This is a genomic window from Halopseudomonas sp. MFKK-1, assembly GCF_027474385.1.
Lineage (GTDB): Bacteria > Pseudomonadota > Gammaproteobacteria > Pseudomonadales > Pseudomonadaceae > Halopseudomonas > Halopseudomonas aestusnigri.
The window spans coordinates 2,454,454-2,473,943 of record NZ_CP114836.1; the positions used below are offsets into that span (position 1 = coordinate 2,454,454).

At 60.3% G+C, this 19,490-nt stretch carries 18 protein-coding genes; 1 reads left to right on the forward strand and 17 read right to left on the reverse strand.

The genetic code is table 11. The features are described 5' to 3' along the window. Positions 1 to 18 precede the first annotated feature (18 nt). Entirely contained in the window at positions 19 to 1,107 is a 1,089-nt protein-coding gene (locus O5O48_RS11490; RefSeq protein ID WP_233048193.1) for a GGDEF domain-containing protein, read from the forward strand. A 4-nt stretch (positions 1,108 to 1,111) separates the two neighbouring features. Here O5O48_RS11490 and O5O48_RS11495 read toward each other — a convergent pair whose 3' ends face one another. From O5O48_RS11495 to O5O48_RS11575, 17 genes are all read right to left on the reverse strand, one after another. Beyond that, on the reverse strand, positions 1,112 to 1,927 hold the full coding sequence (locus O5O48_RS11495) for an inositol monophosphatase family protein (protein ID WP_228246120.1): 816 nt from the start codon (positions 1,925 to 1,927) through the stop codon (positions 1,112 to 1,114). Beyond that, on the reverse strand, positions 1,920 to 2,444 hold the full coding sequence (gene rloA3, locus O5O48_RS11500) for a retropepsin-like aspartic peptidase RloA3 (protein WP_228246119.1): 525 nt from the start codon (positions 2,442 to 2,444) through the stop codon (positions 1,920 to 1,922). The genes O5O48_RS11495 and rloA3 overlap by 8 nt, the downstream gene beginning before the upstream one ends. Before the next feature lie 147 nt (positions 2,445 to 2,591). Further along, positions 2,592 to 4,208, reverse strand: coding sequence for an SMP-30/gluconolactonase/LRE family protein (locus tag O5O48_RS11505; RefSeq protein ID WP_228246118.1), 1,617 nt, complete (start codon positions 4,206 to 4,208; stop codon positions 2,592 to 2,594). Between the two features lie 106 nt (positions 4,209 to 4,314). After that, on the reverse strand, positions 4,315 to 6,168 hold the full coding sequence (locus O5O48_RS11510; protein ID WP_269687064.1) for an ABC transporter ATP-binding protein: 1,854 nt from the start codon (positions 6,166 to 6,168) through the stop codon (positions 4,315 to 4,317). Between the two features lie 118 nt (positions 6,169 to 6,286). Further along, a complete protein-coding gene (cysQ, locus tag O5O48_RS11515; RefSeq protein ID WP_269687065.1) occupies positions 6,287 to 7,066 on the reverse strand; it encodes a 3'(2'),5'-bisphosphate nucleotidase CysQ in 780 nt (259 codons plus the stop codon). 64 nt (positions 7,067 to 7,130) lie between these two features. After that, on the reverse strand, positions 7,131 to 7,760 hold the full coding sequence (locus tag O5O48_RS11520) for a transposase (RefSeq protein WP_269687066.1): 630 nt from the start codon (positions 7,758 to 7,760) through the stop codon (positions 7,131 to 7,133). Positions 7,761 to 7,887: 127 nt separating this feature from the next. After that, a complete protein-coding gene (locus tag O5O48_RS11525) occupies positions 7,888 to 8,268 on the reverse strand; it encodes a VanZ family protein (protein ID WP_228246114.1) in 381 nt (126 codons plus the stop codon). 2 nt (positions 8,269 to 8,270) lie between these two features. Next, entirely contained in the window at positions 8,271 to 10,394 is a 2,124-nt protein-coding gene (locus tag O5O48_RS11530; RefSeq protein WP_269687067.1) for a YjbH domain-containing protein, read from the reverse strand. Beyond that, positions 10,387 to 11,166: a capsule biosynthesis GfcC family protein gene (locus tag O5O48_RS11535; protein ID WP_269687068.1), complete on the reverse strand. Its 780-nt coding sequence runs from the start codon at positions 11,164 to 11,166 to the stop codon at positions 10,387 to 10,389. The genes O5O48_RS11530 and O5O48_RS11535 overlap by 8 nt, the downstream gene beginning before the upstream one ends. Further along, complete coding sequence (locus O5O48_RS11540; RefSeq protein WP_228246111.1) at positions 11,163 to 11,810, reverse strand: YjbF family lipoprotein; 648 nt, start codon at positions 11,808 to 11,810, stop codon at positions 11,163 to 11,165. The genes O5O48_RS11535 and O5O48_RS11540 overlap by 4 nt, the downstream gene beginning before the upstream one ends. Before the next feature lie 11 nt (positions 11,811 to 11,821). Next, positions 11,822 to 12,940, reverse strand: coding sequence for a polysaccharide biosynthesis/export family protein (locus O5O48_RS11545; protein ID WP_269687069.1), 1,119 nt, complete (start codon positions 12,938 to 12,940; stop codon positions 11,822 to 11,824). A 93-nt stretch (positions 12,941 to 13,033) separates the two neighbouring features. Continuing rightward, positions 13,034 to 13,306, reverse strand: a complete 273-nt coding sequence (locus O5O48_RS11550) for a hypothetical protein (RefSeq protein ID WP_269687070.1) — start codon at positions 13,304 to 13,306, stop codon at positions 13,034 to 13,036. Between the two features lie 116 nt (positions 13,307 to 13,422). Continuing rightward, positions 13,423 to 13,740 (reverse strand): hypothetical protein, encoded by a 318-nt coding sequence (locus O5O48_RS11555; protein WP_269687071.1) that lies wholly within the window; start codon positions 13,738 to 13,740, stop codon positions 13,423 to 13,425. 71 nt (positions 13,741 to 13,811) lie between these two features. Next, complete coding sequence (locus O5O48_RS11560; protein ID WP_269687072.1) at positions 13,812 to 16,037, reverse strand: polysaccharide biosynthesis tyrosine autokinase; 2,226 nt, start codon at positions 16,035 to 16,037, stop codon at positions 13,812 to 13,814. 46 nt (positions 16,038 to 16,083) lie between these two features. After that, a complete protein-coding gene (locus O5O48_RS11565; protein ID WP_088273935.1) occupies positions 16,084 to 16,518 on the reverse strand; it encodes a low molecular weight protein-tyrosine-phosphatase in 435 nt (144 codons plus the stop codon). A gap of 288 nt (positions 16,519 to 16,806) precedes the next feature. Continuing rightward, entirely contained in the window at positions 16,807 to 18,750 is a 1,944-nt protein-coding gene (locus tag O5O48_RS11570; protein WP_269687073.1) for a bifunctional diguanylate cyclase/phosphodiesterase, read from the reverse strand. Positions 18,751 to 18,767: 17 nt separating this feature from the next. Continuing rightward, the gene (locus O5O48_RS11575; protein WP_434006964.1) at positions 18,768 to 19,424 is read right to left on the reverse strand and encodes a transglutaminase-like cysteine peptidase; all 657 of its coding nucleotides are present in this window, start codon (positions 19,422 to 19,424) and stop codon (positions 18,768 to 18,770) included. Between the last annotated feature and the right edge of the window lie 66 nt (positions 19,425 to 19,490).

Below are 19,490 nucleotides of genomic sequence, written 5' to 3' on the forward strand. Positions count from 1 at the left end.
AGGAGCGAACATCCAGGCATGTCAAATAAAAACAGCGCGGATATGCACCGCAGTGAGCAACGTCCCGAGTTCTGGGCCTTGTCCATGCGTTGTTGCCAGTTGGCCGGCACGGTCGACATCTGTTTCTTTTTTATCTTCCTTTGGCTTGGTTCTCCGATTCTGGCCTGGATCAACGTGATCAGCGTCGGCATGTACGTTTGGGCCTATCGTGCTTTCCGCGATCGTCGCAACCGCCTGGCTATCATGCTGATCCGCACCGAAGTGCTGGTGCATGCGGCACTGGGAACGGTGCTGGTTGGCTGGGACAGCGGTTTCCATTATTTCCTGCTGATGTTCATTCCGGCGCTGTTTGCCACCATGCGCCAGCGCAGCGCCTGGACTCTGGCGGTCTGCCTGTGGGGCTATTACGTCGGTCTGTATGTGTTGATGTGGTTTATTGAGCCACTGCAGCCGATCTCGCCCAACGCGCTGTTGTCCGTCAATATCTTTAACTTCACGACCGTTTTCCTGATGTTTGCCTACCTGACCATGTATTACGTGGTGACGGTGACCCGGGCGCACCGGCGACTGGCACGCATGGCGACCACCGACCCATTGACCGGCCTGTTCAATCGGCGGCATATGGTTGACCTGACCGAAAAGCTGCTTGCCCGGGAACAGCGTCAACAGGGGAAGCTGACGCTGATGCTGATGGACCTTGATCATTTCAAGGACATTAACGACCAGTATGGTCATGAACTGGGAGATCGGGTGCTGCAGCGGGTTGCGCTGCTATTGCGTGATCAGGCACGTGAACAGGACTTTGTCGGCCGCTGGGGTGGCGAGGAGTTTCTCGCGGTACTGCCGGAAACCGATCCGGAGCAGGCCCTTGTAGCCGCAGAGCGGATTCGGGCTGCGGTGCAGGCGCTGGAATGGACTGATCTGAAGCCGGGCCTGCAGGTCACGCTCTGTGCGGGTATCAGTCAGTTAAATGACCGGGAAAGCTTCAGCAGTGCCATTGCCCGTGCCGATCGCGCGCTTTACCGGGGCAAGGCGCACGGCCGCAATCGAGTGGAGCAGGCTCGCCTGGGTGATGCAGGTCTGGGGCTGGCAGAACAACCCGTCTGATGGCCTAGTCGGCCTCAAGGGACGGGCCAATCATCCCGGCGACCTGATCGTATACGCCGGGGCAGGCGACCAGGTAGGGGTTGCCCTTGAGTAGCCCTTCGCCGCGCAGGAAGTTGTTGCTGCGCCCGCCGGATTCAGCCAGCAGGGCCAGGCCGGCAACACAATCCCAGCTTTTCAGACGGGTCTCGTAGTAACCCAGCAGCCGCCCGGCGGCGACGTAGGCGGTCATCAGTGCGCCCGAGCCGTTGCGCAGGAACATCCCTCCTGCGTCCAGCAGTTTGCCCAGGAACGGCATGAAGTGCTGCTTTCCGTCTGCGTAGAAGGTACCTACACCCAGTAATCCGGCATGCAGGTCTGTGGCATCGCTGACCCGCATCGGTTGCGCGTTGACCCAGGCACCGAAACCGCGACCGCCATGAAACACCTCGTCGTGATTTGGGTCTGCTACGACGCCAATGGTCGGTACGCCATCGACCAGCAGGCCGATGGACACGCACCAGTTGTGCAGGCCGTGGAGAAAGCAGGCGGTGCCGTCAATGGGGTCAACCACCCAAACACAGCGTGCATTGAGTCGCTCGGCGCCGGTTTCCTCGCCAACAAAGCCGTCCTCGGGGAACGCGGCCATCAGCTGCGCACGGATGAGGTCTTCGAGTTCGCGGTCGGCAGCGCTGACCATATCCTGGTTAAAGCCGCCCTTGTGCTCTACCGCCAGCTGATCGCGCTGGCGATAGAGGGTCAGACCGCGCTGAGCCGCCTCGCGTGCCAACTGGCAGGCCAGCTCGTAGCGACTGTCGAGATCCTGCTCAGAGGCGTCATGCATTGCCGGTTGTGCAATCGGGAGAGGTGGTGAAGGTACGCGAGCTGTCTACGTTGCCCAGTCGGTCCAGAGTACGACGTCCCAGCAGAACCGGGTAATGCATATTGCTGCGGTCGCGCAGGGAAAACTCTTCATTCAGACGTTCGCCGGCAACACACACATCCATGCGCACGACCGGACGCTGTTCCGAACCGCCGGCACCGCGCACGCGAAGATCGCGCTCCAGAGGTCGCTCAAAGGTTTCGCTGATCAGACGGTCTGATTTCAGGTCTTCCAGGGTGACCTTGAAACGCACCCACTGCTGACCGTCGCGCTCGAAGCGCTCAATATCCTCGGCGTGCATGGAGGAGGTGAGTGCACCGGTATCGAGCTTGAACTTGACGGTCATGTCGGCCGGCTCGATGACGCCATGCTCGATCCAGCCGAGGTTACGGGGAGATTCAGCGTGAGCCAGAGGGGATAAAGCGGTGACGCCTGCAAGCAGCGCAGGCAGGAACAGATTCTTGAAAGTGGAAGGCATCGGAATGTCTCCTGTTTACAGCCATTTCAATATGCACAAATGGAATGACCACGGGAAGCGGTAGATAATTCCGCTCCCCCTGACAGGAAAGGGTCCGTTTTCACTATCGAGGGCGGGTCGCTGCTGTCTTTGCATCGACCCGCTCTATCACTGAGGGGTTAGTCGATAGAGGCCGTTGTCGATGTCGGAGGCGAAGTATACGCGCCCCTGTGCATCCGCCGCCAGAGCCGTTGGAATACCGGTCGGAGGCATCCCGGGCCCGGGTTTGAGGCCTATCGGCAGCTGCTCGGCAGCGATTGTGCTCTCACCGGTTTGGGGGTTGATGGTTACCAGGCGCTGGGCGCTCGGCTCGGCTACCAGGAGGTGGCCATCCGGCAGCTCGGCAAGCCCCTCCGGCAGACGCAGGCCTTCGGCTACGCTGGTCAGTTCACCCGTGGCAGGGTTGAAGCGGCTCAGGACGCCGCTCATTTGCGTCAGATAGACCATGCCGTCACGCGCCCGGATCATCTGCACGGGGCCTTGCAGCCCGTTGAGGACGTCGATGCGCTCGCCAAGATCAGCCCCCGACAGCCTCAGCAGCTTGCCGGTGCCCATTTCGCTGACCAGGATACTGCCATCATCCAACTCAACGGCCGCCGACGGGGCATTGAGCTGATGGACCATCGCCAGCGTGCTGTTGTCGGCGCGGCTGATCAGTTGCAGGGTGCCGGTCGAGAAGCTGGTGACCAGCAGGCGCTCTTTGCCGAGGCCGACATTGATCGGGTACTCGGCGTCGGAACCGTGGGCCCGGCGTAGGTCGGTCACCTTGCCACTGGCGGTGTCGATCGCACGCAGTGCGAAAACGTCGGCGATATACAGGGTCTTGCCGTCTTCGCTCAGGGTCAGCCCGGCCGGAACCGCCAGTTCGCCGCCGACAATCTGCCGGGCCTCGCCGGTCTGCGGGTTGACCCGGGTGATGCGGTTGTTGGCCATGTTGGACACGTAGATGTTGTCCTGCGCGTCCAGCGCCAGATTATCCAGTGCGCTGTCCAGCTGGGCGATCACACGGGTTTCGCCGCTGCGCTGGTCAACCTGTTTGAGTTGCCCGCTGAAGGTATCGATGGCGTAGAGGTTGCCCTTGGAGTCGAAGTTGGCTGCAGCCGGGGTCTTGAAGTCGCTGGAGATGACCTTGATCTCGCCATCTTCCGGGTTGATGCGTACCACCTGGCCCTTGAACCAGAGCGGGCCATACAGCCAGCCGTCGGCTCCGACTTCGAAGCCATTGAAGCCGCCCATGTCCTTGGCGATCAGTCTGGGTGGTTGCTGGCCGGTGCGGTCGATCTCCCACAGGGCATCGCCGAGAAATACCTGACTGGCGTAGAGCGCGCCGGTTTCGTCGTTGAAGTCTAGCGAGTTGATGCCGGGCAGATCGCTTGCGAGCACCTGGATCGGAGCGTCGTCATTCTCCCGGTACATGACTTTGCCGGTATAGAAACCGGTCCAGGCCATCTCGCCGTTGGGGCCGATGGCGATGTCGTCGGCCTGGCCGTCGTCCGGGCCGATCAGGGTGCTCACGCTGCCGTTGTCGATATCAACCTGGTAGATGCTGTTGCCGACCACGCTGCCGGCAAGCAGGCGGCCCTGCTTGTCGACGGCCAGGCCGTGGACGCCCTTGAACGGGGAGGGGGCAACGATGACTTCAGGGCTTGAGTAGCTGGTGGCGAGCGCCAGAGGAGCCAGGCTGAACAGCCCGGCCAGGGCCAGAGCCCGCATGGGAGACTTCATTTGCGATCTTCCTTGTTGTTATTGATCTGCTCCGTGATTCTAGACCCTGATAGCCGCCCGTGCGGGCGGCATCATCTGGCTTGATGACGGCGGATAAGTGCAAGGTTCAGGCCGGCTCGCCGGTTTCTTCCAGGTCTTCGCCGATGAATCCGCCGGATTGGCGCGCCCACAGACGGGCGTAAACGCCACCCTGTGCCAGCAGTTCGGTATGGGAGCCCTGTTCGATGATCCTGCCTTGCTCCATCACCACCAGTCGATCCATCTGCGCGATGGTGGACAGGCGGTGAGCGATGGCGATGACGGTCTTGCCGTCCATCAGCCGGTTCAGGTTCTGCTGGATGGCGGCCTCTACGTCGGAGTCCAGTGCCGAGGTGGCTTCATCCAGAATCAGGATGGGCGCGTCCTTGAGCATGACCCGGGCGATGGCGATGCGTTGGCGCTGACCGCCGGACAGTTTGACGCCCCGCTCGCCAACGTGGGCGTCGAAGCCGCGACGACCCTGTGCATCCTCCAGCGTTGCGATGAACTGATCTGCTTCGGCGTCTCGGGCTGCCTGCAGCATCAATTGCTCATCGGCGTCGGGACGACCGTAGAGGATGTTGTCGCGCACAGAGCGATGCAGCAGCGAGGTGTCCTGGGTGACCATGCCGATCTGCTCACGCAGACTGTCCTGCCTGACCTCGGCAATATTCTGGCCATCAATCAGAATGCGCCCGCCTTCAACGTCATAGAAGCGCAGCAGCAGGTTGACCAGGGTCGATTTGCCAGCGCCGGAGCGGCCAACCAGGCCGATCTTCTCGCCAGGACGGATATGCAGGTTGAGGTGATCCATCACGCCGCCGCCCTTGCCATAGTGAAACTCCACGGACTCGAAACGGATATCGCCCTGCGTTACCCGCAGCGCCGGCGCCTGTGGCACGTCCTCGACAAGCTGCGGGCGTGAGATTGAACTGATGCCATCCTGCACGGTACCGATGTTTTCAAACAGCGCCGACAGTTCCCACATGATCCACTGCGACATACCCCACAGGCGCAGCACTAGGCCAACGGCGACGGCCACGGCGCCGACGCTGATACTGCCTTGCACCCAGAGCCACAGCGCCAGCCCGGCGACGCCCAGCAGCAACAGGGCATTGAGCAGGTAGAGCAGGGTATAGAGGGTGGTGACCAGCCGCATCTGGGTGTAAACGGTGGTCATGAAGCCGTCCATGCCTTCGCGGGCATAGGCGGATTCGCGGCGGGCATGGGAGAACAGCTTGACCGTCTGGATATTGGTGTAGCTGTCAACAATTCGGCCGGTCATCACCGAGCGCGCATCGGCCTGGGCTTCGGCGACGCGGCCGAGAATCGGGATATAGTGCCGCATCAGTAATACATACCCTACCAGCCATCCCAGCAGAGGCAGCATCAGACGCCAGTCGGCGTTGCCAACCAGCAGCAGGGTGCCGATAAAGTAGACGCAGATGTAGTTCAGCACGTCGATCAGCTTGATCACGCATTCGCGCACGGCCAATGCGGTCTGCATCAGCTTGGTTGCGATGCGGCCGGCAAACTCGTCCTGGTAGAACGCCATCGACTGCCGGAGCAGGTAGCGGTGGACCAGCCAGCGGATGCGCATTGGATAGTTGCCCATCAGCGTCTGGTGCGTCATCAGGCTGTTGACGAAGATCAACGCCGGCAGTGCGACCAGCACCATAAAGGCCATGCCCGCCAGCTTCCAGCCTTCTGTTTGCAGGAAGGTGTCGCGGTTCTGGACTGAAAGCCAGTCAACAATGCTGCCCAGAAAGCCGAACAGCCAGACCTCGGCAATGGCAATGCAGGCCATCAGCAGCGAGGCGAGAATGATGTAAGGCCAGGCTCCACGGGTGAAGTGCAGGCAAAATGGCAGCAGCCGGCGCGGTGGTTCGCTCAGCTCTTCGGTGGGAAAGGGGTCAAGACGTTTTTCGAACCAGCGGAACATGCATCGGGCCTGCGAGGTGAGCTATAGGGCGGGCCGAGCATTATGAGCGCCGCCGGGGCGAGGCTCAAGCCGGCACTGCCTTGTGTGTCTCTTGGCGCAAATCGATATCGGATCGTTCTCAGAAGAACGGCAGGCCACCGCTGGCAACAAAATGCGGGTTCTCGAAACCGGGTTTGCCATAGAGCAGCGGTGCGCCATCGAACGTCTGGATCTGGCCGCCAGCGGCCGCGAGTACGGCATGACCCGCTGCAATATCCCACTCCATGGTGCGTCCCTGTCTCGGATACAGGTCTGCCTTGCCCGCAGCGATCAGGCACAGTTTCAGTGACGAGCCTGCGTTGATCAGGTTACGAACGGGGCGGCCGGCCAGCAGCCGCTGGAGTGCGTCTGCATCGCCGTGAGAGCGGCTGGCCAGAACGTCCATGCCATCAGCGGCAGGCTGGCGCACCCGAATCGCGTGTCGCCCGCTACTGTCCTGGTAAAACGCCCCCCCGGCCAGTGAGCCGGTGTACAACTGATCCAGGGCCGGAGCCAGAACCACCCCCAGTATCGGACGTCCGTGCTCAATCAGGGCAATGTTGACGGTAAATTCGCCGTTGCGGTTGACGAACTCACGGGTACCGTCCAGCGGGTCGACCAGCCAGAAGCAGTCGTCGACATCAGGGATGTTGCCGGCTGCACAGGCTTCTTCTGCCACCACCGGAAAGGACAATGGCAGGGCGGCCAACCCCTCAAGAATAATGGCTTCGGCCTTTTCGTCGGCTTCTGTGACCGGAGAGGCATCCGCCTTGCCCCGCACGGCAAAATCGCTGTGGTAGATATCCATGATCAGCCTGCCGGCCGCACGACTGAGCGGGATGAGTGCGTCTACGAGCTGCTGTTGGTCACTGGCCTGCATGGCGGTTCCTGAAACGGTTGAGCGGGCCTGAAGGATACCATCAGGTTTCGCGCAACAGGGTTGTTCAGTTCATCTTGGCGGACAGACTCGACCAGCGCCACTCGGCAGGCTGAGTGCACAGTCCGGCTGCGACCGGGCTGTTGTGGACCTGGCGGATGGCGGGCGCTATTTCCCGTGCGTCCGGAATGTAGCGATCCCAGTAGTCGCGCATCCACAGCATGCGCCCGGGTGTTGGCAGTTGCAGCTCTTCCTTGTGCATCAGCATCCAGCGAGTCGTAGCTGTTTTCCAGGCCTGGACGATGCGCGGCATCGAGTAGGTCGGTTCGAGCAGGATGTGGGCGTGGTTGGGCATGATGCACCAGGCGATCAGCTTGTAGCGCTTGCGGTTGTGCAGCTCCAGCGCCTCGGTCAGCTCGGCAGCCATCAACGGGTGCTGCAGCAGGCAGCAACCCTTGCCTTGCTGCAGTACTTCTTCCAGTTGCTGACGTCGCTGCAGTGCCCGCTGGGCCTGCGGGTAGTCCCTGATGGCGTGACTGATGGTGCGCTGGCTGCTTTGCGGAATGGCATCGGCCAGTTTCAGGGTAATCAGTTGGACATCATAGGGGATCTGACGTTCGGGCTGAGCGCCGGGGCGCTGCCAGCCTTGCCAGAGATGGGTGCGATCGAATCGGGGGCTGAAGTGGTCGCGGGACATTGATCTTCCTTGTCGTTGTTCCAATGGGAACCTTAGCAGCGGGAAGCTGGAAGTCCTGACGATGAATTCAGAAGATGTGATGCAAATAGTGTTTTTGGCTCGAGCATGGCTCGAATGGGTGAGGTGGCTAAGATCGAACCTGCCGGGTCAACATCAGCCAGGCTGCGATCAGCAGTAGCCCGGCCACCAGCCCGGAGCTGTTTGCCAGAATGTCTCCCCAGTCGGGGGAGCGGGTGGGGTGAAGTGACTGGACCAGTTCAACAGCTAGTCCGACCAGGCTCATAAAGCCGGCGCGGAACCACCAGCGCCAGCGTGGAAAGGCTGCAAAGCTGAGCAGGGTCAGGGCAAAAATGCCTCCGGCGTGATAACCGGAGGCCTGCCAGGCATAGGCTGTGGGGGGCGGTGTTGGGCGCATGCCCAGGTACAGGCCCAATGCGAGCAGTGCAAAGAATGTCAGTTTGAACCACAGGCTGTAGCGCACCATCAGGCGCTCGATGAGCAGCTTCATGGTCAGCGTGTCAGATTCTGAAAGCTATTGTCGAAACGGTCCAGATCCCGGTCTTGAGTCAGACGGTAGAGTTCATAGTTACGCCAAAGCTTGGCGCCACCATCTCGGGTCAGCGGGTTCCAGCTGAGCGTACCCACGGATTTGGTCGAACTCAGGAAAAAGGCGTCGAAAGGCACCCTGAGGTAAACACCCTTGTCGAAGCTGCCTTCGCCAAACTCTTCCTTGGATACGTCGGTAAAGGTTGCCCAGCCACCAAACTCGAAGCCGTTGCGGAAGCGTCTGGACAGATCAATGGTACCGCCAATGTCCCCGGCCAGATAACGACCTACGCTGCCTTTGATCAGCACGTCATGGAAACCGGTGCGCAGGTAGCCGGTGACATGGCCTGTCAGCGTCGAATAATCACGGAAGCTGAAGTCCTGTCTGTAGCCACGCTGCTTGACCCAGTTGACGTCTACGCCAACCGCCCAATCTACACCATGCGGCCGATAGAGCACCTCAGCGCCAATGCCGCCGTACATGTCTTCCAGCAAACCGGCATACGCCATGCCGAACCAGTCCCGATTGATTTGCTCGGTCTGCGTATATTGCAGACGGTTCAGCTGAACGTCGGAGCTCGTCAGGTACTGGCGCAGGTCCGTACGAACACGCGGCAGGTTGCTTGGACCGTCGTATTCGAACTTGTCATAGTTGTTCAGCAGGTTGATGCCCACTGTGCCATCAAGCCATTTGTTGCGGTCGAAGTAGAACTGACCGTTGGCACGCAGCAGGAACTGGTAGAGGATGAAACTGTCCGGGCCGCCCACGTTCTGCCGGTAGCCGAGTGCCAGGCCTGCGTTGGCTCGATCAAGCTCACCGTTGTACACCTCGCCACCCTGGCGTACCGACGGAACCGCGTTCTCCATGCCATAACGCAAAGCACGACGGTCTGTTTCGAAACGTTCGTATTCACGCAGTGTCTGCGCATTCACGCTGGTCTGGTTCAGCGCCATGCCGTAGGGCTTGTGTACCAGCGTGTACCAGTCGTAGCTGCCTTCTCCCAGACTGTTATCCAGCACCCGGGCGGCTCGACTCATACCCTCCGCATCGCTGGGATAGGTAGTCTGTTGGCCGGTAATGACTACCTCATCACCGTTGACGGCGATGCTCTCAACCGCGATCCCGGCGTTATCTTCCAGCCTCTGGCTGATATTGGCCCAGTCGACATCCGCGCCACTGACGCCTGCAGGAAGCGGGCGGCGGGGTTCGGGAGCCGGGTCCAGCAACTTGGGTGGGCGTTGTACGGACTTGACGTTGGAGCGCAGGGTAATGCCGAACATGGCCGTATTGCCGCGCTCCCAGGCTGCCGTCAGGTCAACATTGCTGCCCAGGCTGTAGAGCACCCCCAGGTTGACCGGGTGGTCCTGCGCCTGGTTGTTACGGAACGGTTCCGACTGGTAATCGTTACCCTCAACCTCCAGTTTCAACCGCACGTTGTCCCACGGCGTCTGGTACTCGATACCGCCGAACAATGCGGGGCGACCACTGAAATAGCTGCTGGTATTCAACGTGCCGCCGGGGTCGTCGTTGCGGGCACGATCATCAAAACTGTCGCTGATCAGCGACAGGGGATTGCCGAAGTCACCGCGGTTCCCGATGTAGCCCCAGGCTACGCCAAGACTGAAATCCAGGTCGTAGAAGCGTTTGTTGGCGACGATGAATTCACTCGAGAACAGGCCGGTACCGCCGATGTCGCGAAAACCCAGAGCAACCTGCGGCAGCCAGCGACTCTCTTGCCAGAGTCGAAACTTGGCATCGATTGCCTTGTCTTTCAGGCTCTGGTCGCTGAAACCCTCGTCGCCATAATTAATGTTGCTGATCGCGATATAGCGGATGGTACTTTCCAGCCACGGTAGCGGTTGCACCGAAATGCTGTAGCGTGAGTAGGGCGAGGTGCGGTTGGCATTGAAGCTGAACTCGCCTGCTGGTGCCATGCGTGCAGTGGGCGTTTGCAGCAGACCGACACCGCCAAAGTCGTGCTGGGTAGTGCGGTAGCGCGGGTTCTCACTGGCCAGTGCGCAGCTGGCTCCGGCGGCCAGCAACGGTAGCGTGGATACGGTGGCCAGTCGACGAAGCAGGTTACTCATGGTCTGCGGAAGCCTCTACACCGGTGTACTGGGTTGCAAGCAAGGCTGCCATCTCGTTATTGAAGGTATTTCCGCTGTCACTGAACAGCGCCGCGCGCAAGGGGACATAGATCATGCCGCCCTCTGCGAGCCAGGCATCTTCGCTGTTCCATGATGCAACACCCAGACGGGTAACAGCCCCGTCCGGTTGTATCAAATAGATCTCGTCGGGGTTTGCTACCCAGTGACGTGGGCACTGATCGATATATCGTTGGGGACGCAAGCCCGATACAAAGTCCAGAGTGCAGGTCGCAGTGACCGCTCCGGTAACCTTGATCGTGCCGGGATTTGCCGGGTAGACCAGATGATCGCCAGGCTCAAGCAGCGGATTGTAGCGAGCCAGGCGCTGCTTCAGCGGATTCATCTCGGCCTGGATTCTGCCGGTTATCGGCATTCGCAGTACCTGCTCCTGCAGATCGGAAAGCAGATCCGTGAGGGAATTGTCGCCTATGGTCGCGGCCTTGACCCGGGCGGTGCCCAGGTCGAACAGAACGCCCGCCTTGAGTTTGCGTTGTTCCGGCTCCGCGCTCTCACGCAGCAATGCGGCACCCAATGGCCAGCTGTTAACGCTGACGCCGGCTGACGTTGTCAGATCCAGCAGGCGTAATCCGTCCCGCCAGGCGTACTCTCCGGGAGTCTGAACCTGCCCCTCAACCATCAGGTTGCTGGCCATCAGCGGTGCGACGTACAGCGCAGCGATCAGCGCAAGCAGCGGAAGTGTCAGCCGTTTCAAGGTTGCTTGCCCCGAGCCGGTTGGTGGGTAAACAGCAAGTCAAACGTTGGCAGGCCGGGTGCCGGATTCTGGATGCTGCGGCGCACGCGGCCGGTCTCCGGGTCGAGCCAGTAGTAATTGGTTGTCTGGAAACCAATCTGCTCCATTCGGATATGTTCGTCGATACGTTGCAACGATTGCTGACCGATTGCCTCAAGGGGGCCGCGATAGTAGACCGCTTCCTGGTGCAGGCCGGTTTGATAGGTCAGCGGCAGATCTACCAGCCGGCTGATGCGGGTACCGTCGGCTACGCCAATCAGGCCACTGCGGAATGGATCGTTGGCTGCGAGCGGAACCAGAACTTCGACGTCCATGCCAACCAGCTGGGTAATGCGGCCGTTATCGGTCTCAAGCTGTTCGGTCACACCTCGCCACTGAATCTGGCCGTGGCTACCGGGCGGCGCAATAAACAGTCCCTGAGCACTGGCGGTGGACACCAGCAGGGTGTCTGCGCGGGGATCGTTTACCCGCTCCGCCGGTATGCGATTACGGTCTTCGTCAAACAGCAGTCGAAAGGAGCTGATGGTGTCTGACGTCAACGAGTTGCAGGCTGTCAGCATTAACAGCCCGCACAGCACCGCACCGGTCCGTAGTGAGATCGTCACTGTCAGACCTGTCAGTTGTCGTTACGCAGATCGTCGTAGTCGCTACCCACCCGAACGGCGGTACCGATGATATTGGCGCTCGGGAACAGCTGGCTGACGAAGCGATTCCAGCGTGTGATGCCGGCGGCGCCAACGAATACCACGTCCTGGGGCCGCATTTCGAACTGGTCGGCCAGAATAAAGGCGGATGGCGATTGGGCGTTCAGCTGGAAGATGGTCGCTTTCTCGGTTTCCAGGTTTTCGACACCACGGATAACGTAGACCTCGCGGCCGCTGGACGTTGCGGGGGAGGGGCCGCCGACAGTTGCCAGAACCTCGCTGAGGGTCATGCGGCTGGTGCTGTAGGACAGCGCGGTCGGCCGTGCTACTTCACCCATCACAAAGACCTTGCGTGCATCGTTGAGCCCCAGATGCAACTTGTCACCGGCTTTGAGATAGATGTTGCCGATGTCACTGGGATGGCTGGTCAGGTAGTCGTAGTCCAGTGTAAATACCTGGCCGTCGCGGATCAGATTCAGGCGAGACAGGTCGGCGCGCTCGCTGTCGATACCGGCCTCACCGATAGCCTGCAGCAGCGTCAGCGGCTGCGAGGTAATGGCGCGGAAGCCGGGCTGCATGAAGGCGCCGCTAAGCGTTACCTTCTGGCTGTTATAGCCAATGATGTTGATGTCGACCTGGGGCTGTTCGATGTACCGGGCGAGCCGTTGGGTAATGACCTTGCGCAGCTCTTCCTGAGTCACGCCGGCAACCTGGACGCTACCGATGAACGGGTAGAACAGGGTGCCGTCGTCCCTCACGACGCGGGCGTTGGCCTCGGTGGCCTGTTGCTGGCCGCCCGGAACTGTCAGTTCGGGGTGATCCCAAACGGTGATGAACAGGCCGTCGTTCGGGCCGAGACGATAGTTGTCCGGGGTGTAATCCAGCAGGGCTGCCGGTACCTGACGGTTGGGCTGTACGGCCTGTTCCTGGGTCAGCACCTTGGGCGTGATCTGGACCATTTCGACCAAACTTTCCTCGGCGGAGTCTTCGGCCAGCAGTCTGTCGGTATCCATGTGCATGCCGGGAGAGAACATGCAGGCTTGCAGAAACAGGGCTGAGAGGCTCAGTGCGGCGAGAGGAAAGCGGTTCATAGGTTTGATCTTATTCGCGTTGTTGTCGGTACAGAACAAAAAGCCATCTGATGTTAAGGGTCAGATGGCTTCGATTGCTTCAAAAGCCGATGTTCAGTTGGAGCCGGTGGTGCCGGTTCCGCCTGCGCCATCGGAGCTGCCGCCAGAAGAACCGGCTGCAGCTGCAGCACCGGCAGCCAGGCCAACACCGAGAGCTGCACCACCCATTCCACCCAGGCCCCCTTGGGCGTCAGGCAGGGTGTCGCCGTTCTGGGTCACGGTCGGATCGTTGACCTGTTGAGTAGTATCATCCTCTGATTGGGCATATGTGACGCTGGAAGCAATCAGCAGGCCCGCAGCAATAACTGAAACCAGTTGCGTTTTCATGGGTATCTCCTTGAGTCCGTGAGCGCGTGCCCACCTGATTATACGCAATGACCTTGGCAAGGGAAGTGCAGGCCGTTTGCTACTGTGGTTGGGCAGGCGTGAGCCCAACCCGGTTGTCAGTTGGTACCGGTAGAGCCGGTTGTACCACTGGTGCTGTCGGAACCGCCCCCGGAAGAACCCAGTGCTGCACCAGCGCCAATGGCTGCCGTCACACCCAGGGTCCAGCCGCCAAGATTGGAAAATCCGCCTTGAGGCTCGGGCTGTTCGGCGATATTGGCCGGCGGCATGGAAGCAGGAGGGCGCGGCAGGTCCTGAATCTTGGGCGGTTGCGGCTGAAACCAGCTCCAGGGCTTGTACCAGAGCGATTGTGCCTGTGCGGCGCCGGCACCAAGCAGCAGGCTGAGAGTGACTCCTGAAATGATCTTGTGCTTCATGTTTGTTCCCGAATAGGTTGCTTTCGCTGGCATCGAGTATACGTCACGATGCCGGCGCGTACAGTACTGCGTTACTTTTTGTCCGACTTGTACTCGTACTGGTAATAGCCGTAATTGCCGTAGCCATAGGCCGAGGCTTTCTTCTCGACTGCGTTGAAAATCGCCCCTTTGATCTCGACACCATTGTTGCGGAAGCGTTGCAGGGTTTGCTCCACTTCCTTCACCGGGTTGAGGCCAAAGCGCGAAACAATCAGGCTGGTGCCGGCCAGGCGGCCAACCAGAGCAGCGTCGGTCACAGCCAGAATCGGTGGCGTGTCGACGATCACGAGGTCATACATGCCACTCAATTGCTTCAGCAGTGATTCGAAGTTCACATGCATCAGCAGTTCGGACGGATTCGGCGGAATCTGGCCGCGCGGAATGAAGTGCAGGTTGGGTACTTCACTCTTCTGCAAGGCGTCGGCCAAGGTGTGGGTATTGACCAGCAGGTTCGACAGCCCGGGTTCCGCCGGCAGGCTCATCAGCTTGTGGGCGTAGCCCTTGCGCATGTCACCGTCGATCAGTACCACCTTCTGACCGGCCTGGGCGACAATGGCAGCCAGGTTGGTGGAGATGAACGACTTGCCGACACTGGGGCTGGGGCCCGAGATCATCAGAATATTGTTGCGTGCTTCCATCATGGCGAAATGCAGGCTGGTGCGCAGGCTGCGCAGGGCCTCAATGGAGAGGTCTGCCGGGTTGGTAGCTGCCAGCAGTTGCGAGTTCTGGGTGATGGTCTTGCCTTTGGCATTGCGCTCGATCTGCTGCTGATCCTTGCTGAACGGGACGGACGCGTAAACAGGCAGGCCTATCTGCTCCAGCAGCTCCGGGTTTTCGATGCCGCGATTCAGTGCGTGGCGCAGCAGGGCAATGGCAACGCCCAGCATGCCACCCAACAGGGTTGCCAGAACGACGATCAGCGCTTTCTTCGGCTTGACCGGCTGGCTGGTATCGACCACCGCATCGTCAATGATCCGGACGTTACCAACCGTGCCTGCGCGCACCACATCCAGCTCCTGCGAGGTGTTGAGCATCGCGGTATAGATTTCGGTACTGACCTTCACATCCCGCGACAGGCGCAGCAGCTCTTGCTGGGTAGCAGGCAGATCGCCGACACGGTCAACCAGCGCATTACGGCGGCTGTTCAACTGATTGAGCTGTTCCATCAGCGCCTGATAGCTGGGGTGCTGGCGAGTGAAGCGGCGCTCCATTTCCGAGCGCTTGAGCTGCAGCTCCGAGATGGAGGTGTCCAGCTCAACCACCTGATCCAGAACCGCCTGGGTCTCGAGGGTGATGTCGACCGATCCGGCTTTGGCCTGATAGGCATTCAGCGCCTGCTCGGCTGCTTCGAGCTGGCGTCGGACGGTGGGCAGCTGCTCCTTCAGGAAGTCGAGGCTTTGCTGGGCCTCTGCGGATTTTCGCTGGACGTTTTGCAGCACATACAGGCGGCTGACTTCATCAAGAATCCGGGCTGCATCGGCCGGGCGCGGACTTTCCAGGTTCAGCAGAAGAATACCGGAGTCGCGACCCTTTTCACTGACGCCGATGTCACGCTGATAGGCGAGGGTGGTGCTCAGACTGTTGCGCTTGGTGACCAGAAACTCGGTCCCGGGATTGGCAATCAGCTTGGCGATCTGGACGCGAAAGCCCTGTTCTTCTATCCGGGTACCGACTTGCCCCTCGAGCAGCAGCTCATCTTCACCATTGAGCAGCGCGAACTGTCCCTCAGCCCCCGCCCGCAGGATAAGCTGCTTGCCTTCCCAGGCTGCGGGCACCTCAAGCTGAAAGATATCCAGCTTTTCCCCGCCCCAGGCGTAGCTGTCCATGCCCAGCAGGGCGTCAGCAACCGGCTGTTGTTCCGTCGGGCTGTAACGACGGTAGAAATATGAGCCGATCACCGGGTACAGCTTGGGTTCGGCTACCACATCCAGCTTGAGATTTTCGACGGTCTGACCAATCACCTTGCGTGACTTCAGCAGTTCGATTTCGGTCGCAGCGGCGCTGGTACTGGCGAACATGTCGGCGGCACCGGCATCGCCAAGCAGACCACCGAGCCCGCTGGATTTCTCTTCAATCTGGATTACCGCATCGGCCCGGTAGATAGGCGTTGCCAGCAGCGCGTAGGCAATACCGACGAACGCAAACACCAGTGTGCAGATGATGATGGTCAGCTTGTGATCGATCAGAGCGCCCAGCAGGGCCAGCAAGTCGATTTCGTCTTGGTTGTTTTGTGCGGCGGCGGGGGTGCTGTTCTGCATCAACAATCAGGTTCCGTGACAGAGTAGGGCGAAGGGTGTAGGGCGATTAAAGATAGCGCAACCAGGCAGTCGTTGCCTTGTCGAGTACCTTGAAAACGTGCTCGAACGCGGGCAGTTGCTGACGATAGGGGTCTGGTACTTCAGCATTGTCCAGCCATTTGCCGATCAGCAGCGCCTTGCCGCGGGTCTCGGGTGCCAGGCTGTGGAGTTTTTGCAGGTGACGCTGTTCCATGGCCAGGATCAGATCCGCCGCGTGCAGCATCTCGGGGGTGACTTGACGGGCCCTGTGCTCTGGCAGCGTGAGGCCGGCGGCGGCCATCACCTGTGCGGCTGAGGCATCTACCGGTTTGTCCACGAGTGCTCCCAGCCCGGCAGAACTGACGGTGATGCCTTTGCCGGCGAGCTTTTGCTGCAGCAGCGCCTCAGCCGTAGGGCTGCGGCAGATGTTGCCGACACAGACAACCAGAATCTTCTTGATCATAGGTTCGCAGGCCTTTGCCTTTGCCAGGTACGCCATCGCAGTCACAGGCTGTCTGGCGTCGTCAATTCATCCCTTGGGCCGGGCATGATAACAGGCTCTGCACGGATGAGAACCCATGGATGTTGCAAATCTGGCGTCAGCAATTTGATGTGCAAGGTGCCTCCGGTTGGGCGATAAGGCCTATTCAACGCACTGTTCCAGCGTGTTCGCGTCAGACTGTTGCCTTTTATCCCTTTGACGCGGCTTAACAAGCTGCAGGGTCAGGCGCAGATTCGTCGACCGGAAGAATCAGTCGCGCCACTCTCCCGGCTCGGCCAGCGCCCGGCCTTGCATGGCCTCAATGCCCAGTTGTTTCAGTGCAGAAACCTCGCTCTGGCTCTGTACCTGCTCTGCGATCAGCAGCAGGTCGATCCGTTGTGCGGTGCGCACCAGTGCTTCCAGATACAGATGCTTGTCGCTCTCGGTATCCAGGTCGCGGATGAAGCTGCTTTCGATCTTCAGGTAGCTCAGGCCAATAAGGGCCAGTTCGCCGATCAGACTGAGCTGGCGGCCAAAGTGCTGAAGGCCCACTTGCACGGACAGCGGACGCAGCTCCTGAGCCAGGCTGGCCAGGTCGTTACACCCTTGCAGGTAGCGCGCGTCAACTTCCAGCGTCAGATGGGCGGCCTCGGTTCGATGCTGCTCCAGCAATTGGCGGATCTGCTTGCGATGCTCTGCATTGTGCAGCGTGTCGTTGGTAATGCTGAGTGCCAGCGGGCCCGGGTGGCGCTGAAGGTGGGACAGGGCCAGCCCGACCATGCAGCGGTCGAAGGCGGGCGATAGCCCCAGACGCTCTATCCATGGCAGAAACTGGCCGGCCATCATGAGTTTGCCATCAGTGCCCCGCAGGCGAACCAGAGCCTTCTGATGCAGCAGTTTCTTGAGATCGTGGCCGTGCAGTACCGGCTGGAAGTGCAAGGTGAAGCTGAAGTCCTTCAGCGCGGCTTCGAGCAGCTCGCGCCAGTCGTGGCTGCTGCCCGGTGACTGACTGCTCTCGTTTGCTGGCTCATAGCCGGGCTGGATGGTTGCGCCGTTCAGGCTCGACTCGGTCATGGCCTGATCAAGTCGCCGCAGTACTTGCTTGCTGTCATCGCCAACCCGGTAGCCGGTAATGCCGAGTTCAATTGGTTGTGCTTCGCCGAGCGACGTCAACGTCTCCAGCGAGGCAACCTGGTTTGCCAGTTGTTCGGCCAGCTTGCGAATGTCGGCAAGGTCGCCGCCCGGCGCCAGAGTGAGAAATTCGCCACCGCGTGAGCGGCAGCAAAGCCAGCTGGGGTGGGCGTTCTGCAGGGCCTGCAGCTGGCCGCCGATGCTTTTGAGCAGCGCGTCTGTGCTGGCTGCGCCGAGTTGCTGGTTGATCCGGTTGAGGTCGGATACCCGCAGGCCGAGCAGCATGCCGTCGGGATTTTCCGTCGAGGTGAGTGCTGCGGCCAGTGCATGATCAAAGGCCAGTCTGTTCGGCAGATCTGTCAGAGCGTCATGGTAAGCCTGACGGCGGTAATGCTCGGTCCGGGCGGCCTCTTCCTCAAACAGGGTCTTTAGCTTGCCGACCATTTGGTTCATGGCGACGACCACGTGCTTGAGCTCGGGCGTCCGGGGGATCCGTGGCAGCGTCCGATACTCGCGCCGGGTGATTGCTTCGGCCTGGTCGGCCATGGACATCAGCGGCGTCAGTTGACGCTTAAGCAACAGAGCGCCGAGAAGGGCGCTGAACAACCCGCAGGCCACCAGCCAGGCCAGGGTACCCAGGGCGCTGTCCCAGAGTTTGTTCAGGGCGAACTGCGGATGGCTGACAACCTCGACGCGTGCGGACTGTTGCCAGCCGTCCATGACGATAGCGTCACCGGCCTGCTCCTGCAGATTGACCAGGTTGACGAACCAGCCAGGCGCCTTGGTCTCGTCAAGGCTGCGTGTGCGTTCAACCAGAACCTCGCCGTTGCTGACCGCATAAACGCGAATGCGGGCGAAGTAGCCACTGTCAAAGATCGAGCTGACCATCAGCTCGATCATGGCCGGATCTCTGACGTGGGGTGTCAGGGACAGGCCAAGCGCGGTAGCAGCGTCCTGAGCATGGGAGCGCAGCTGGGTCTGCAGCTGGTTGCGGGAGCTTTCCAGACTGACGATGAAGCTCCCGCTGAAGGCGACCAGCAGGAACAGACAAATCGCCAGAATAAGCTGTTTGACCAGTGACATGGTTGGGTCCTCTTGACTCAGGGTAAGCCGGGGGCATCGAAGCCCTCGTTCTGCATTTTTTTCAACAGATCCTGCCAGCGCGACAGTTGTTTTGCCGAGCCGGTCTGGGTGTTGCCGCGGCCGGCCAGCCATAGCCCTTCCGCATTGAAACTGTAAACCGGCAACAGGTCGCTGCGCTGCGATGCGGGCAATATGCTATCGATCAGGTTGTCCAATACCAGCGGTTCGCTATCGGGGGTGGCGTAGTAGGTCAGCACCATATGAGCCTGATTCAGTTCCAGCGCCTTGACGTAGGTCAGGCGTAGCTGATCGTTGGATATGCCGGCCCGGCGCAGGCTGAAGTATTTGGCGATGGAGTAGTCTTCGCAGTCTGCCGCACCCTTGACCATGGATTCGGCCGGTGATGCCCAGTAGTCCACCTGGCCCCAGATGTCGATGTCGTCGCTGAAGCGCAGGCGCTGATTGAAGAAGGTGTTGATGGTTTCGAGCTTCTGCGCTTGCTCGAGCGCCTGGCTGTTGTCGAGCATGCTGCGCCATTCCTGCAGGCGCCACTGGGCTTGCATGTCCGGACGATAGAGGGTGTTGATGCGCGCGAAAATCTGTTCGTAGTCCCAGCCGATCGCAGACAGGGCGACCAGCAGCAGACTGGCAGGGAGAAAGAAGCGGAGGCGGATGGGTCGTTTCACTGCAGTGGCATTCCGGCAGCGTTAGCCGAGGTAATGCCACCCAGTGTAGGCAAG

Excerpts from the sequence above, each read along its gene's own strand:
- O5O48_RS11490 (WP_233048193.1), top strand. The coding sequence starts at position 19 with ATGTCAAATAAAAACAGCGCGGATATGCACCGCAGTGAGCAACGTCCC.
- rloA3 (WP_228246119.1), bottom strand. The coding sequence starts at position 2,444 with ATGCCTTCCACTTTCAAGAATCTGTTCCTGCCTGCGCTGCTTGCAGGC.
- O5O48_RS11565 (WP_088273935.1), bottom strand. The coding sequence starts at position 16,518 with ATGATCAAGAAGATTCTGGTTGTCTGTGTCGGCAACATCTGCCGCAGC.
- O5O48_RS11545 (WP_269687069.1), bottom strand. The coding sequence starts at position 12,940 with ATGAACCGCTTTCCTCTCGCCGCACTGAGCCTCTCAGCCCTGTTTCTG.
- cysQ (WP_269687065.1), bottom strand. The coding sequence starts at position 7,066 with ATGCAGGCCAGTGACCAACAGCAGCTCGTAGACGCACTCATCCCGCTC.
- O5O48_RS11495 (WP_228246120.1), bottom strand. The coding sequence starts at position 1,927 with ATGCATGACGCCTCTGAGCAGGATCTCGACAGTCGCTACGAGCTGGCC.
- O5O48_RS11530 (WP_269687067.1), bottom strand. The coding sequence starts at position 10,394 with ATGAGTAACCTGCTTCGTCGACTGGCCACCGTATCCACGCTACCGTTG.
- O5O48_RS11520 (WP_269687066.1), bottom strand. The coding sequence starts at position 7,760 with ATGTCCCGCGACCACTTCAGCCCCCGATTCGATCGCACCCATCTCTGG.
- O5O48_RS11505 (WP_228246118.1), bottom strand. The coding sequence starts at position 4,208 with ATGAAGTCTCCCATGCGGGCTCTGGCCCTGGCCGGGCTGTTCAGCCTG.
- O5O48_RS11510 (WP_269687064.1), bottom strand. The coding sequence starts at position 6,168 with ATGTTCCGCTGGTTCGAAAAACGTCTTGACCCCTTTCCCACCGAAGAG.
- O5O48_RS11560 (WP_269687072.1), bottom strand. The coding sequence starts at position 16,037 with ATGCAGAACAGCACCCCCGCCGCCGCACAAAACAACCAAGACGAAATC.
- O5O48_RS11550 (WP_269687070.1), bottom strand. The coding sequence starts at position 13,306 with ATGAAAACGCAACTGGTTTCAGTTATTGCTGCGGGCCTGCTGATTGCT.
- O5O48_RS11570 (WP_269687073.1), bottom strand. The coding sequence starts at position 18,750 with ATGTCACTGGTCAAACAGCTTATTCTGGCGATTTGTCTGTTCCTGCTG.
- O5O48_RS11525 (WP_228246114.1), bottom strand. The coding sequence starts at position 8,268 with ATGAAGCTGCTCATCGAGCGCCTGATGGTGCGCTACAGCCTGTGGTTC.
- O5O48_RS11555 (WP_269687071.1), bottom strand. The coding sequence starts at position 13,740 with ATGAAGCACAAGATCATTTCAGGAGTCACTCTCAGCCTGCTGCTTGGT.